Source organism: Streptomyces broussonetiae (assembly GCF_009796285.1).
In the GTDB taxonomy this organism is placed as follows: domain Bacteria; phylum Actinomycetota; class Actinomycetes; order Streptomycetales; family Streptomycetaceae; genus Streptomyces; species Streptomyces broussonetiae.
This window is the reverse complement of sequence record NZ_CP047020.1, coordinates 7,236,146-7,250,037: the sequence shown is the minus strand read 5'-3', so window position 1 is coordinate 7,250,037 and position 13,892 is coordinate 7,236,146. Positions and strand designations below refer to the sequence as shown.

Below are 13,892 nucleotides of genomic sequence, written 5' to 3'. Positions count from 1 at the left end.
GCCAATCCGTGTGCGGCGGGCCCGGCTCGTTCATGTCCTGTTAACGCGGAGCGGACCCAGTACACCGCTCAGTACTCCGACGGGGTCAGTCACCGAAACCATGAAGGAGTTGGCTGGCCACGGGAGGCATCTTGTAGATTCGTATGAACGGAGGTCATCGGCAACCTCTCCGATTTCCTGGGGAAACGCAGGAATCAGCGCGGAGACCCCGGAGTACGCCCTGTACGACCCCGTGCCGGGCTCTGCCCACATCACCCTCCAAGATCCATCGTAGGTTTCGAGACAAAGAACGGCGGCGACGAGATGCGGCTGCGCGCACTTCTGGACACCGATGCGCTGGGCCTGCGGCTGCTCGGCGGCGAAGACGAGCTGGACCGGTCGGTACGTGGGGTCATGACGACCGACCTGCGCGACCCGAGCCGCTACCTCTCCGGGGGCGAGCTGGTGCTCACCGGCCTCGCCTGGCGCCGGGACTCCGCCGACGCCGAGCCGTTCGTACGAACCCTGGTGCAGGCCGGGGTGGCTGCGCTCGCGGCCGGCGAGGCGGAGCTCGGCGCTGTGCCGGACGACCTGGTACTGGCCTGCGCCCGGCACCGGCTGCCGCTGTTCGCCGTGCACGAGTCGGTGGCCTTCGCCACGATCACCGAGCACGTCGTACGACAGGTCTCCAGCGAGCGCGCCGGGGACCTGGCGGCCGTCGTGGACCGGCACCGGCGGATGATGACCTCGGGCCCGGCGGGCGGCGGCCCCGACGTCGTCCTGGACCTGCTCGGCACCGACCTGGACCTGCGCGCCTGGGTGCTGTCCCCCACCGGCCGGATGATCGCCGGCTCCAAGGCCGCGGGCCCGGACCTGCCCGCGCAGACCTGTGCGAAGCTCGCCGCCGAGCACCTGGCCGCCACCCGCACCGGCCGGCGCGGCCCGCACCGCGTCCAGCTGGCCGGTACGACGTACTCGCTGTTCCCGATCCGCTCCTCCGGCCGCTCCCCGCAGGCCGCCCGCGATGTGCGCGAGACGGTTCTGTCGGACTGGCTGCTGGCGGTCGAGGCGGACGCGGGCGACTGGCCCGAGGAGCGCATGGACCTGCTCCAGGGTGTCACCCAGCTGATCGCCGTCGAGCGCGACCGCCGGGACGCGGCCCGCACGGTGCGGCGCCGACTCGCCCAGGAGGTGCTGGAGCTGGTCCAGACCGGTGCCGCGCCCGCCGAGATCGCGGCCCGCCTCAGGGTGGCCGCCCCGGTACTGCTGCCCGGGCTCGGCGCGGCCCCGCACTGGCAGGTCGTGGTGGCCCGGGTGGAGTGGGACGGCGAGCAGGTCGAGGGCGGCCCGGTCGCCCAGTCGCTGCTGGAGGAAGTGCTGGTCGACCCGCAGGCGACCGGCCCCGAGCCGTCCGACCGGATCGCGGTCGCGCACACCGGCGACGAGGCGATCGCCCTGGTCCCGCTGCCCGCGGTCTCCTCCGAGCACGACGGTTCGGAGACCGGCCTGCTGGCCGACGCCCTGCTGCGGGCGGTGCGCGAGCCGCTGTCGGCGGGCCTGGACGACGACGGCCGGCTCACCCTCGGCGTCAGCGCGGCCGTGCACTCGGCGGAGGGGCTGCGCGGCGCCCTGGAGGAGGCCCGGCACGCCCGCCGGGTGGCCGCGGCCCGCCCCGGCCGGGTCTGCGCTGCGGGCCACCAGGAGCTGGCGTCGCACGTCCTGCTCCTCCCCTTCGTCCCGGACGACGTCCGCCGCGCCTTCACGGCCCGTCTGCTGGACCCGCTCAAGGACTACGACCGCCGCCACCGGGCCGAGCTGATCCCGACCCTGGAGGCGTTCCTGGACTGCGACGGCTCCTGGACCCGCTGCGCCACCCGGCTCCACCTGCATGTCAACACGCTGCGCTACCGGGTGGGCCGCATCGAGCAGTTGACGGGACGGGACCTTTCGCGCCTGGAGGACAAGCTGGACTTCTTCCTCGCGCTGCGGATGAGCTGAGGTCAGCGGGGGCGCGCGTGGTCGAACCGGGTCACGCCCGCGCCCCACCACTTTGTGAAATCTTTCACCCACCCCCTTGGCCCGGCCCGGCGATTGGTGCTGGAATGCCGCCACCACTCATAGCTCGATGGCGTGCTCGGGGAGGGCAACGTGGCGTACTCCGCCATGTCCGGCAACGGAACGACCGCCGGTGACGATCCGCTCCAGACCGCGGTGTGGCGGTTGCGCTCGCGGGCCTGCTGGACCGATGCGGCGGCCCTGTTGCCCCGGGACACCCCGAGAGCGGCCCTGCAGCGGGCCGTGCTGATGATCGAGCGGTGTCTGTACACCGAGCGGGGCTGGGCTGAGGCCGAGGACGCCCTGCGCACGGCGGAGGCGCTCGCGCACAGCGACGAGGAACGCGGCGCCGCGGCCTGCGAGCGCGGCCAGCTGGCCTACGCGGCCACGCTGCACGGCGTACGGGACCGGGCGGACGAGGCACGGGCCGCGCTCGGCCGGGCGGCGGCGCTGGTCCCTCCCGGGACGCCGGGCCGGGCCCTGCTGGACTTCCGCCGGGGCCTGCTCGCCGAGAACCTGACCCACTCCCCGCAGGCGGCCCGCGCGGCCTACCGCCGCGCGCACGCGGGCGCCACGGCCCATGCCGACCCGCTGCTGCTGTCCTTCACCTGGCGCCACCTCGCCGGACTCGCTCTGCGCGACGGAGAGTTGGCCGAGGCCCGGCACGGGTTCGCCGAATCGCTGCGGATCCGCGAGGAGTTGGGCTACCTGGTGGGTACGGCCCCCGCGCTGGCCTCCCTGGCCGAGACGGAGTCCGAGCCGGAGGCGTCCCGCCTACTCGAGGAGGCTCGGCGGCTGTTCCGTCTGCTCGGCGGCGTACCGACCTGGCTGGCACGCCAGTTGACCCCACCGACGCCGGGGGCGGCGACGGCCTGAGCGTGCTCAGAGGCGCCTGAGAGGTTGCTGTGCGAGTGTGACGCGCCGTTGCCCCCCTCACAGGAACGCGTCTTGGTGATGAATCTCGTCAACGGGCTGCCCGCCCATGTCCTGCTCGTCCATGTCGTCGTCGTGCTGATCCCGATGACCGCCCTCGCCCTGACCGCGGGCGCCCTGTGGCCGCGCGTCGCCCGCCGGCTGGGGATACTGCTGCCCGGGGTCGCCTTCGTGGCCCTGCTCAGTGTGCCGCTGACCACCCACGCCGGTGAGTGGCTCGAGCGGCATGTGGACGACGACCCGCTGGTACGGCGCCACACCGAGCTGGGCGACGGGCTGCTTCCCTGGGCCCTGGGCCTGTTCGTGCTGGCGGCGGTGGTGTGGTGGGCCGCACGCCGCTCCCCGGCCGAGGCCGGCCGCTCCGGCGTCCTGCGCTGGTCCGCCGTTCCGGTACGGATCGTGGTGGCCGCGCTGTCACTGGCCGTGGCGGTGGGCGCGGTGGTGGACGTCTACCGCATCGGCGACTCGGGCGCGAAGGCGGCGTGGCACGACAGTTTCAACAAGAACGGTTCCTGACCGCGCCCGAGCGTCCCGGAGCAGCTCCGGGGCGCTCCGATGTGCGGCCATGTCGATGTGCCGATGTACCGATGTGCCGATGTACCGATGTACCGATCTGCAGCTGCGCCGATGCGCTGCTGCGCCGATGCGCTGCTGCGCCGATGCGCTGCTGGGTCGCGCGGGCGCGGCCGACGGCACGACCGAACCGGGCCTCGGGGTTCGGGACCCGGGCCCGGGACCCGGGGGGCCACACCGCCCGGAGCCCGAGGGGACCGCATCCCCCTACGGCGGGCCGGAGCGGGACACCGCATCCCCTACGGCCCGGGGCGGGGCGATCGCACTCCCACGGCGGGCCCGGGAGGCGACCGCGCACCCTGGGGCGAGCCCCCGAGCAGCTACCGCACGCCCCGCGGCGGGCCCCCGGGACCGCTGCGCGCCGCTCCCCGTCACTCCGCGCCGACGGCTCAGCTCGCGCCGGTGAAGTGCTCGCCCACCAGCTCCCGCACCACGTCCAGATTCCGCGCGATCAGCGCCTCCAGCAGGGCCATGTGTTCCGACGCGTCCGCGACCAGGTCGGCGCGGGCGTGCCGGACCGGGCCGCCGACCAGGGGCCACTGGGCGCGGCGGTGCAGGTCCTCGGCGGTGCGCACGAGCTGTTCGTTGCCCGCGAGGGAGAGCAGCGCGCGGTGGAAGGCCCGGTCGGACTCCGCGTACGTGGCCGCGCAGCCGGAGGCGGCCGCGCGGACCGTCTCCTCCGCCAGCGGGCGCAGTGCGGCCCACCGCTCGGCGGGGACCGTACGGGCGAGCCGCAGCATCACGGGCACCTCGATGAGCGCCCGCACCTCCGCCAGCTCGGCCAGCTCCCGCGCGCCCCGCTCGACGACCCGGAAGCCGCGGTTGGGCACGACCTCCACGGCGCCTTCCAGGGCGAGCTGCTGCATGGCCTCGCGCACGGGCGTCGCCGAGACCCCGAAGCGTTCGCCGAGCACCGGCGCCGAGTACACCCCGCCCGGCTGCAGCTCGCCGGCCACCAGCGCCGTACGCAGCGCATCCAGGATCTGCCCGCGCACCGAGGAGCGCTGCACCGCGGCCCGCGGTCCGGGGATCGCCGGTTCGGCATGCGTGTGCTCGCCCCGCGCGCCGGGCAGGGCGGTCTCCCGCTCCCGCGGGCTCTCCGCACCGGTCGCCGCGCGTGCCTGGGCGGGCACCCGGGCGGCGCCCGATGCCCGGCACTGCGGCGCACCCGCCCCGGCAAAGCCCTGCGTGCCCTGCTTCACGGGTCCTCCTGGCGGCTTGTCGGCACTTGGGTCATTAACGACGGGTTGTTACCTGTCCGTCAAGCACCTTAGGCGCACAACCCGACTGTTCAAACTCACCGGTCGGATTCATCGGAGATGAGCAAGGCCAGGCTTGCCTAAGTGTGCGCCGGGTCCACGCCCCCGCACCGGGCCTTCCGGAGGGGCGCGGGGAAAGGAGCACCACCGCCCGTCCACTAAGATCATCACCGCTGGACCACCCGCCCCGGACCGGGCCCGGACAGGAGATTCACAACTTCCTCACGCGTCACGGGAACTTTCCGAGGAACCATCCGTGCGGGTAGTCTTATTCGAACTCAACTCCCGCCCCTCATGCGGCAGTTCGAGCAGAACGCCGTCCTGGGCATCCCCTTGCACCTCCTTGGCGGCCTCTTGCCCCGAAACCCCCTGAGGGCCATCGGGAGTGGGCCACTATGGCGGGCGTTACGCCCTATCCCAATGCAAGGGACCCCTGATGAGACTGACCGACATATCGCTGAACTGGCTGCTTCCGGGCGCCGTACTGCTCCTGGGCATGCTGGCGGCGGTGGCGGTGCTCGCGCGCGGCAAGCGCTCCTCCGGGGAGAGCACGAGCGCGGACGACTCCTGGGAGCGCAGCGAGGAGCGCCGGCGGCGCAAGGAGGCCATCTACGGCACGGCCTCGTATGTGCTCCTGTTCTGCTGTGCGGCGGTCGCCGCCGCCCTGTCCTTCCACGGCCTCGTCGGATTCGGCGAGCAGAACCTGGGGCTGACCGGCGGCTGGCAGTACCTGGTGCCGTTCGGCCTGGACGGCGCGGCGATGTTCTGTTCCGTCCTCGCCGTGCGCGAGGCCAGCCACGGCGACGCGGCCCTAGGCTCCCGGATCCTCGTGTGGATGTTCGCCGCCGCGGCGGCCTGGTTCAACTGGGTGCACGCACCCCGGGGCGCCACCCACGCGGGCGCTCCCCAGTTCTTCTCCGGCATGTCGCTGTCGGCGGCCGTCCTGTTCGACCGCGCCCTGAAGCAGACCCGCCGGGCCGCGCTGCGCGAGCAGGGCCTGGTGCCGCGTCCGCTGCCGCAGATCCGTATCGTGCGCTGGCTGCGGGCTCCCCGTGAGACCTACAAGGCCTGGTCGCTGATGCTCCTGGAGGGCGTGCGCAGCCTGGACGAGGCCGTCGAGGAGGTCCGCGAGGACAAGCGGCAGAAGGAGGAGACGCGCCAGCGCCGGCGCGGTCAGCAGCGCATCGAGCGTGCCCAGCTGAGGGCCATCAGCCGGGGTCACCGCGGTTTCGTCGGGCGCGGTACCGGCCGGCAGGTCGAGGTCGAGGTGCAGGCGGTGGAGCGAGCCCCCGCCCAGGCGACCGCGGAGCCTGCCATATCCGGCGCGGAACAGTTGCCCGTACGCGCCCGTCCCTCCCTGCAGCCGGTCCGCAGCGGCTCTGAGCCGGTGGCCGTGGACCTCACGGCCGAGGACGACACCATGGCCCTGCCGCGCCTGGACTCCCTGGAGCGCAAGCTGAAGGACCTGGAGCAGCAGTTCGGCTAGGACCACTGCCACGTGCGACGGGCCGGGGGCGTGACCGAGCGGGTCACGCCCCCGGCCCGTCGCACGCCGCCCCCGCCGTCACACCGCCGCCCTGCCCCCCGCCGCCGTGCCGCCGTTCTCACGCCGCCTCGGCGCCCAGTTCGAACCACACCGCCTTGCCCACGCCGTGCGGCCGTACGCCCCAGGCGTCCGCGAGGGACTGCACCAGCACCAGGCCCCGCCCATGGGTGTCGTCGTCCGTGTCCGGGCCTCTCAGCTCCGGTCTGCGGCCCACGAAGTCCCGTACCTCCACACGCAGTCCGCCCGGCTGTACGACGGCCGTGAGGACCGCGTCGTCGTCGGTGTGGACGAGCGCGTTGGTGACCAGTTCACTGGTGAGCAGTTCGGCGATCTCCGAGCGGCCCGGTTTGCCCCAGTGCCGCAGCAGTTCGCGCAACTCCCGGCGGGCCTCGGGCACCGCCCTGAGATCCGCCCGCCCCAGCCTGCGCCGGAGCCGGTGCGCATGTTCCGTGGTGGTGCCGGCCTCTTCCCCCGTCGTGTCCGTGGCGCTCCCGACGACCATGGGACCGCCCCCTCGTGCCTGCCTCTTCATGACCCCCGCCCGCACGATGTCTGACCCTGCCCCTCCTGGTCGAACACGTTCACGGGGGATGCTTGCCCAGCAGGATCCAGGGCAGTCCTGGCACCCGCCCGAGCACCGCTGTTCGGCCACGGCCGTGCGGCGGGCCGTCCGCCCACAGGAGCGGGCCGCACCCGCCCGACCGGCTCCCCGGAAGGCGCTGGGCGCCACGGACACCCCGGGACGGCGGGGCAGGTGCGCCCGGCACCGGCCGTCGGCACACCGTCACACGCCGTGAAACTGGCCGAAATCAGCCCCTCCGGTCCGCTGTTTCCGCTACGGGCGAGGCATGTTGCGGAGGTTGGAGCGGGCCATCTGGAGCATCCGGCCGACGCCGCCGTCCAGCACGATCTTGGAGGCGGACAGGGCGAATCCGGTGACCATCTCGGCGCTGATCTTCGGCGGGATGGACAGTGCGTTGGGGTCGGTGACGATGTCCACCAGGGCCGGTCCCTTGTGCTTGAAGGCGTCCTTGAGGGCTCCGGCGAGCTGCTTGGGCTTGTCCACCCGCACGCCGTGGGCGCCGCAGGCCCGGGCGACGGCGGCGAAGTCGGGGTTGGTGTTGGTGGTGCCGTACGAGGGCAGTCCGGCGACCAGCATCTCCAACTCGACCATGCCGAGTGCCGAGTTGTTGAACAGCACCACCTTGACCGGAAGGTCGTACTGGACAAGGGTCAGGAAGTCGCCCATCAGCATCGAGAAACCACCGTCGCCCGACATGGACACCACCTGCCGGCTCCGGTCGGTGAACTGAGCGCCGATCGCCATGGGCAGCGCGTTCGCCATCGATCCGTGCGTGAACGAACCGATGATCCTGCGGCGCCCGTTGGGCGAGATGTAGCGCGCCGCCCACACGTTGCACATGCCCGTGTCGACCGTGAACACGGCGTCGTCGTCCGCGACTTCGTCGAGTACGGCGGCCACGTACTCGGGGTGGATCGGGATGTGCTTGTCGACCTTGCGGGTGTAGGCCTTGACCACGCCCTCCAGCGCGTCGGCGTGCTTCTTCAGCATCTTGTCGAGGAAACGCCGGTCGGTCTTCTCCTTGACCCCGGGGATCAGACAGCGCAGCGTCTCGCGCACGTCGCCCCACACGGCGAGGTCGAGCCGGGAGCGGCGGCCGAGCACCTCGGGCCGTACGTCGACCTGCGCGATCTGCACGTCGTCGGGCAGGAAGGCGTTGTACGGGAAGTCGGTGCCCAGCAGGATCAGCAGATCGCACTCGTGGGTGGCCTCGTAGGCGGCGCCGTAGCCGAGCAGCCCGCTCATGCCGACGTCGTACGGGTTGTCGTACTGGATCCACTCCTTGCCGCGCAGGGCGTGACCGACCGGCGACTTGATCCTCCCCGCGAACTCCATGACCTCGCCGTGCGCGCCGGCCGTGCCGCTGCCGCAGAACAGGGTGACCTTCCCGGCCCGGTCGATCATCTCCACGAGCGCGTCGATCTCGGCGTCACCGGGGCGGACGGTGGGCCGGGAGGTGACGAGGGCACTCTGCGCGGACCTCTCCGGGGCTGGTTCCGCGGCGATGTCACCGGGCAGCGAGACGACACTGACGCCGCTCTGCCCGACCGCGTGCTGGATGGCGGTCTGCAGCAGCCGGGGCATCTGCCGGGGGTTGGAGATCAGCTCGCTGTAGTGGCTGCACTCCTGGAACAGCCGGTCGGGATGGGTCTCCTGGAAGTAGCCGAGCCCGATCTCGCTGGAGGGGATCTGCGAGGCGAGGGCGAGCACCGGGGCCATCGAGCGGTGCGCGTCGTACAGGCCGTTGATCAGGTGGAGGTTGCCCGGGCCGCAGGAACCGGCGCAGGCGGTCAGCTTCCCGGTGATCTGGGCCTCGGCGCCGGCCGCGAACGCGGCGCTCTCCTCGTGCCGTACATGGATCCAGTCGATCGCGGAGTTGCGCCGCACGGCGTCCACGACCGGATTGAGGCTGTCGCCGACCACCCCGTACAGACGACGCACGCCGGCGCGGGCGAGGATGTCGACGACCTGCTCGGCAACATTCTGTTTGGCCATGTTCTCTCGTCTGCCCCTTCGGTGGTCCCGGATACCTCCGTGGTTCTCGGTTCCATCAATCCACAGGGCGGACGGTTACGCCTCCCACACGGCCGCGGCCGTACGGTCGTCGGCGTAACCCTTCACCCGTACCTGGGCGTCGGCGAGGAACGCGGCGAGTCCCGGTGGCGTACGACCGGACCAGCGGCGGGCCAGGTAGGCGCACAGGGCGGGCTCGCCGCGCAACGGATCGGCCAGGCCCGCGCTGCACATCACCAGAGCGTCACCCGGGCAGGCGACCGAGGCGCGGAACCGGAACGGCTCACGCGGCGGCTGCGGGGCCGGCTCGAAGGGGCTCGGCGGGGTCGGTATGCCGAGATCCATGGTGAACCGGTCGCCCTCGGGGCTGTCGGCGAACGTCTTCGCGGGCTGCGGACCGAAGCCGATGACCGGATCGCCGTGGCTGTCCTCGGGCGTGACCTCCGGCTCGATGTCCTGCCAGGTGCCGTCCCGCAGCCGGAACAGCCCGCCGTCGCCGACGCCGAAGAACACGCGTGTACGGCAGTCCGGGTCGGCGGGCAGCAGCAGACAGCGCAGGCTCGCCGTGTACTCCTCCGGGTCGACGCCCTGCTCGGTGGCGCCGGCCCGCAGTCTGCCGAGGCTGCGGTCGGTCAGCCGGTGCAGACCCGACTTCAGCTCGCCGCGCCGGGCGGCCCGGATGTCCTCGACGAGCTGGAGGTGGCTGCGGCCCACGGCCTGCCCGATCCACCGGCACGCCTCGGCCGCCGCCAGGTGCGCACCCGGCGTGGCGCGCGCACCGGTCGCCACCGCGACGAGCACCAGCGCCTGCTCCCCGGCCCCGAACCGGGCGGTGAGCAGCGCGTCCCGGCGCGGCTCGCCCCGGTAGCGCGCCGAGTCCCCGCGCAACGACACGGCCCGCAGGGTGCACGATCCGTACCGCGCCCCGTCCAGCACGGTGTCCGCAACAAGCTCCCCGAGACCGTCCGGCTCGGCCGCGGGCAACGCGGTGGGCTCGGGTTCGTAGGTGGGTGGTCCGGAGCCCACGTAGTCGACGGCGGAGGGGGGTGGGGCCGGGAGCGGAGCCGGGGGCGCGAGCGATTCGGCACCGGGAGCCGAAGGCGGACGGTCCCAGGCAGTCCGCTGCTCGGGCAGGGGGACAGAGGTTCCGGAATCAGCGGGCGGCGCGACGGACGTCGTCAGGGACCCGGTTGAGCGCCGGGACGGCGACGTGGCTGCCGCACCGGTTTCCTCGGGTGCCGTTCTCCCCGGCTCGTCGCCATCCACGCTCGTGGCGCCGTCGGCCCTGCCCGCGTCGCGCCCGCCGCCCCGGCCGCTCGCCCCCGTCCGACCAGGGCCTTCCCGATCCGCCGGGAGGGCGTCACGTGGCGGCGGGGCCGGACGGCCCGTCACCGTGGTCTTCACGGAGGCGAACCGGTCGTCCAGGGAATCGGGTGCGGCCGTGGGCCCCGTGTCGTCCGTGGAGTCGTCGTACAGCTGCCCCCACCAGTCGTCCTCGTGACCGGCGGGCCTTCCCCCCTGCTGGCTCATGCCCCTGATTGTCCACCGCGCGGGCAGGATGAAAACGGGGCATCGGGAAAATCGGGCACGCCCGGTCGCACCGAACAGCATGTCGAGTGAGGCGGTGAACAGCCGTACGAGGAACGGCTGATGGTCGCCGGACGGCCCCACCCCCCACGGGAGGACCGCCCGGCGACGTCCGCAGTGGCCCGGCCCCGAATCCCCTCCGCGTGTCTCGCACGCGTACGGGCCCGGACCACAGTCCGCGCGGCCGGGCCGTGAACGGCGCCGGTCGGATGGCCGGATTGTGGCTTGGTTTCCTGAGACGAAGCTGTGAATCACGATCGCGACCACGCGTCTCCGGTACCGCCACCTTGGCAGAGTCCCCTCCGGTACGGCGATGATGTTCCGCGGCGGGTTTGCGCCGTGGCCGGTTTACGCCAGGCCGGGTTCGCCGCGGCAGCTTGTCGGTGGCTTGTTCTCGGGCCCGGGTTCCGGGTCCGACCGGGTGGGAGGGGCGAAAGGCCGATGCTGGCAGCGATAGGGCTGGACGACACGCACGAGGCGGCGTACCGGGTGCTGGTGTCCGTCGGCGCGGCCGATGTACCCGACCTGGCGCGCCGCCTGACCCTGGCCGAGCCGGACACCGAGCGGGCGCTGCGCCGGCTGGAGCGGCAGGGGCTCGCCGCGCAGTCCCCGGCCCGGCCGGGCCGCTGGGTGGCGGCCCCGCCCGGAGTGGCGCTGGGCGCACTGCTAGCCCAGCAGCGGCACGAGCTGGAGAAGGCGGAGCTGGCGGCGGCGATGCTGGCCGAGGAGTACCGGGCGGCGGCGGCCGAGCCGGCGGTGCACGACCTGGTGGAGGTGGTCACCGGTGCCTCGGCGGTCGCCCAGCGCTTCCTCCAGCTCCAGCTGGGCGCAACGACGGAGGTGTGCGCGCTGGTCACCGACCGCCCGACGGTCGTCTCCGGCATGGAGAACGAGGCCGAGGAGCAGGCGGCCTCGCGGGGGGTCGCCTACCGGGTGGTCGTGGAGCGCGCGGTGCTCGACCTGCCGCACGGGCTGACCGAGCTGGCGGCCGCGCTGGGCCGCGACGAACGGGTGCGGGTGGTGGACCGGGTGCCGACCAAGCTGGTGGTGGCAGACCGCTCGCTTGCCATGGTGCCGCTGACCTCGACGACGGCGGAACCGGCCGCGCTGGTGGTCCATGCAAGCGGGCTGCTGGAGCTGCTGTGCGGCCTGTTCGAGTCGGTGTGGCGGGAGGCGCTGCCGTTGCGCCTCGGCGCGTCGGGGGCGGCCGAGGAGCAGCCGGACGGCCCGGACGGCACCGACCTGGAGGTGCTGTCGTTGCTGCTGGCCGGGCTGACCGACGCCAGCGTGGCCAAACAGCTCGACCTGGGCCTGCGCACCGTGCAGCGCCGGGTGCGGCGGCTGATGGAGCTGGCCGGCGTCACGACACGGCTGCAGCTGGGCTGGCACGCGTACGAGCGGGGCTGGGTGACCCGGTCGTAGGCGGGCCCGGTCGTACGCGGGCCCGGGTGGCCCGGCAGCGGGGTGCGACCGACCGGTCACCGGCCTGCCGCGCGGTGGCTTCTCCGGCACTCTGGGCAGATGGGAGTGTGGGAACTCCTGCTGGTCGGCGTGGTCATCGTGCTCGGCCTGTGCGGAGTGCTGGTGCCCGGGGTGCCGGGGTCGTGGCTGGTGTGGGCCGCGGTTCTGTGGTGGGCCCTGACGGATCCGCAACCGGTGGCCTGGGGTGTCCTGGTGGGCGCCACCGGAGTGCTGCTGCTGTCGCTGGCGGTGCGCTGGGCGCTGCCGCCACGCCGGCTGCGGCAGAGCGGCGCCACGCCCCGGATGGGGGCGTACGCGGGCGCCGGGGCCTTGCTCGGCTTCGTGCTGCTGCCGGTGCTGGGCGCCCTGCCGGGCTTCATGGCCGGGATCTATCTGCACGAGCGGCTGCGCCTGGGCCGTCACGGCGAGGCGCTGGCCGGCCTGCGTACAGTGATGCGCTCGGGCGGTTCCAGTGTGCTGGCGGAGCTGTTCGCCTGCCTGGTGATCGCGGGGGCGTGGGTGGGGGCGGTGCTGTGGGGCTGACCGCCGCCGGAACCTGGGGGCCGGTCAGCCGGTCAGGGCCTTCAGGACGGTGTCGGCCACGGCCGCCATGCCGGCGTCGTCGAAGTGCAGATGGTCGCCGGGGTCGTAGGCACGCAGGATGCGGGAGGGGTCGGCGGGGTCGCGTACGGCGGCGTCGGCGTCGGCGACCGTGTCGAACGCGCCCCCGGTACGGATGAACGCGTTCACCTGTTGCCGCACGGCCTCGCGGGCGTCCGTGTAGGCGGAGAAACCACGGAACGGGGTCAGGGTGACGCCGACGACCCGGACCCCGCGGGCGTGCGCGCGGGCGACGAGCGTGCGATAGGCGTCGGCGTAGGCGCTGACGTCGTCGGCCACGGGGACGCCCTTGATGTCGTTGATGCCCTCCAGGACCACCAGGACCCGTACGCCCGCACGGTCCAGGGCGTCCGGGTCGAGGCGGGCGAGGGCGCTCGGCCCGGTGCCGTCGTGCAGCAGGCGGTTTCCGGAGATCCCGGCGTTGAGCACACCGAGCCGGTCGGTGCGCAGATACGCGGCGAGCCGGTCGGGCCAGCGGTGGTTGGCGTCGGGGGTGGAACCGTTTCCGTCGGTGAGGGAGTCGCCGAACGCGGCGACACTGCCGGCGGCCTCGCCGAGGACGTCGACGCCGGTGACGTAGTACCAGCGGCTGATGACGGTCGTGTAGGCGCTGCCGGCCTCGTCGGTGGCCCGGCCCGCGCCGGCCGGGGCCAGGTAGCTGGTCTGCAGGGCGGTCTCGTGGGAGGTCGCCGGTCCGCTGCCGTCCGGGGTGTACACGGTGACGAGGAGGTCGGCGGCGGCCGGTACGGGCAGCGGCACCGGGTCGGTGACCAGGTCCTGGCCCGGCGGGACGGTGACGGACCCGGCGCCCTGGAAGGTGGCGGTGCGCAGGGTGCCGGGCAGGGCGCCCGGTCCGGCTCCCCCGCGCAGCGCCACGGTGACCGCGCCGAGGTGCAGGGGCGCGGTGCCGAACCGGTTGCTGAGCCGTACGCGCACGGCGGTGCCGCCGATGCTGAGGTGGACGACGTTACGGATGGCGGCACCGGGCCGGGCGGCGGAGGTGCCGGACGGCGCGGTCTCCCAGCTGCCGGTCCACTGCGGCGGCGGTCCCGGCTCGGGGTGGGCGACGGCCGGCGTCGTCAGGCCGGGCAGCGTCGCCAGCAACAGCACCGCGAGGATCCGTCCGACCTTGGCCATGTCCGCGCCCGCCCTTCCCCGTGGCTCGTCGCAGGTGACGGTCCCACACGGCCGGCCCGCACAGCCGCAGCGTCGATGGAGGTCCACCCGCTCGGCCTAACGGGGCCGGGAGCGTGGCCCGCGGCGCACCGCACAGGTGGCCGGC

Annotated in this window: 11 protein-coding genes; 6 read left to right on the top strand and 5 right to left on the bottom strand. The window is 73.4% G+C overall.

All coding sequences use genetic code 11. From position 1 onward, the window contains the following. The first annotated feature begins 303 nt into the window (after nucleotides 1-303). The 3 genes from GQF42_RS33310 to GQF42_RS33300 all read left to right on the top strand — a co-directional run bounded on the left by GQF42_RS33310 (nucleotide 304) and on the right by GQF42_RS33300 (nucleotide 3,483). The gene (locus GQF42_RS33310) at nucleotides 304-1,977 is read left to right on the top strand and encodes a PucR family transcriptional regulator (protein WP_158926142.1); all 1,674 of its coding nucleotides are present in this window, start codon (nucleotides 304-306) and stop codon (nucleotides 1,975-1,977) included. Between the two features lie 165 nt (nucleotides 1,978-2,142). Then, entirely contained in the window at nucleotides 2,143-2,910 is a 768-nt protein-coding gene (locus GQF42_RS33305; protein ID WP_199273123.1) for a hypothetical protein, read from the top strand. Nucleotides 2,911-2,988: 78 nt separating this feature from the next. Beyond that, nucleotides 2,989-3,483 carry a DUF2231 domain-containing protein gene (locus GQF42_RS33300; protein ID WP_158930860.1) on the top strand — a complete coding sequence of 165 codons (495 nt, stop codon included), beginning with the start codon at nucleotides 2,989-2,991 and terminating at the stop codon, nucleotides 3,481-3,483. Nucleotides 3,484-3,929: 446 nt separating this feature from the next. On the opposite strand, the gene GQF42_RS33295 is transcribed toward GQF42_RS33300, so the two are convergent. Then, nucleotides 3,930-4,742: a GntR family transcriptional regulator gene (locus tag GQF42_RS33295; RefSeq protein ID WP_158926138.1), complete on the bottom strand. Its 813-nt coding sequence runs from the start codon at nucleotides 4,740-4,742 to the stop codon at nucleotides 3,930-3,932. Between the two features lie 493 nt (nucleotides 4,743-5,235). Here GQF42_RS33295 and GQF42_RS33290 point away from each other — a divergent pair, with 493 nt between their 5' ends. After that, on the top strand, nucleotides 5,236-6,285 hold the full coding sequence (locus GQF42_RS33290; RefSeq protein ID WP_158926135.1) for a DUF2637 domain-containing protein: 1,050 nt from the start codon (nucleotides 5,236-5,238) through the stop codon (nucleotides 6,283-6,285). A gap of 118 nt (nucleotides 6,286-6,403) precedes the next feature. On the opposite strand, the gene GQF42_RS33285 is transcribed toward GQF42_RS33290, so the two are convergent. The 3 genes from GQF42_RS33285 to GQF42_RS33275 form a co-directional block, all read right to left on the bottom strand. Continuing rightward, the gene (locus GQF42_RS33285) at nucleotides 6,404-6,847 is read right to left on the bottom strand and encodes an ATP-binding protein (protein ID WP_158926132.1); all 444 of its coding nucleotides are present in this window, start codon (nucleotides 6,845-6,847) and stop codon (nucleotides 6,404-6,406) included. A 333-nt stretch (nucleotides 6,848-7,180) separates the two neighbouring features. Next, nucleotides 7,181-8,923, bottom strand: a complete 1,743-nt coding sequence (locus GQF42_RS33280) for a pyruvate dehydrogenase (protein ID WP_158926129.1) — start codon at nucleotides 8,921-8,923, stop codon at nucleotides 7,181-7,183. Between the two features lie 75 nt (nucleotides 8,924-8,998). Beyond that, on the bottom strand, nucleotides 8,999-10,471 hold the full coding sequence (locus GQF42_RS33275) for a protein phosphatase 2C domain-containing protein (RefSeq protein WP_158926127.1): 1,473 nt from the start codon (nucleotides 10,469-10,471) through the stop codon (nucleotides 8,999-9,001). Nucleotides 10,472-10,969: 498 nt separating this feature from the next. Between GQF42_RS33275 and GQF42_RS33270 the strand changes: the two genes are divergently transcribed. After that, a complete protein-coding gene (locus GQF42_RS33270; protein WP_158926125.1) occupies nucleotides 10,970-11,950 on the top strand; it encodes a helix-turn-helix transcriptional regulator in 981 nt (326 codons plus the stop codon). 99 nt (nucleotides 11,951-12,049) lie between these two features. After that, nucleotides 12,050-12,532, top strand: a complete 483-nt coding sequence (locus GQF42_RS33265) for a DUF456 domain-containing protein (protein ID WP_158926122.1) — start codon at nucleotides 12,050-12,052, stop codon at nucleotides 12,530-12,532. A gap of 24 nt (nucleotides 12,533-12,556) precedes the next feature. Here GQF42_RS33265 and GQF42_RS33260 read toward each other — a convergent pair whose 3' ends face one another. Continuing rightward, nucleotides 12,557-13,747, bottom strand: coding sequence for an SGNH/GDSL hydrolase family protein (locus tag GQF42_RS33260; RefSeq protein WP_158926119.1), 1,191 nt, complete (start codon nucleotides 13,745-13,747; stop codon nucleotides 12,557-12,559). Nucleotides 13,748-13,892 lie beyond the last annotated feature (145 nt).

What these genes read in the sequence shown, in the direction of transcription:
- GQF42_RS33310 (WP_158926142.1), top strand. Translation starts at nt 304, where the DNA reads ATGCGGCTGCGCGCACTTCTGGACACCGATGCGCTGGGCCTGCGGCTG.
- GQF42_RS33305 (WP_199273123.1), top strand. Translation starts at nt 2,143, where the DNA reads ATGTCCGGCAACGGAACGACCGCCGGTGACGATCCGCTCCAGACCGCG.
- GQF42_RS33300 (WP_158930860.1), top strand. Translation starts at nt 2,989, where the DNA reads ATGAATCTCGTCAACGGGCTGCCCGCCCATGTCCTGCTCGTCCATGTC.
- GQF42_RS33290 (WP_158926135.1), top strand. Translation starts at nt 5,236, where the DNA reads ATGAGACTGACCGACATATCGCTGAACTGGCTGCTTCCGGGCGCCGTA.
- GQF42_RS33285 (WP_158926132.1), bottom strand. Translation starts at nt 6,847, where the DNA reads ATGGTCGTCGGGAGCGCCACGGACACGACGGGGGAAGAGGCCGGCACC.
- GQF42_RS33280 (WP_158926129.1), bottom strand. Translation starts at nt 8,923, where the DNA reads ATGGCCAAACAGAATGTTGCCGAGCAGGTCGTCGACATCCTCGCCCGC.
- GQF42_RS33275 (WP_158926127.1), bottom strand. Translation starts at nt 10,471, where the DNA reads ATGAGCCAGCAGGGGGGAAGGCCCGCCGGTCACGAGGACGACTGGTGG.
- GQF42_RS33270 (WP_158926125.1), top strand. Translation starts at nt 10,970, where the DNA reads ATGCTGGCAGCGATAGGGCTGGACGACACGCACGAGGCGGCGTACCGG.
- GQF42_RS33265 (WP_158926122.1), top strand. Translation starts at nt 12,050, where the DNA reads ATGGGAGTGTGGGAACTCCTGCTGGTCGGCGTGGTCATCGTGCTCGGC.
- GQF42_RS33260 (WP_158926119.1), bottom strand. Translation starts at nt 13,747, where the DNA reads ATGGCCAAGGTCGGACGGATCCTCGCGGTGCTGTTGCTGGCGACGCTG.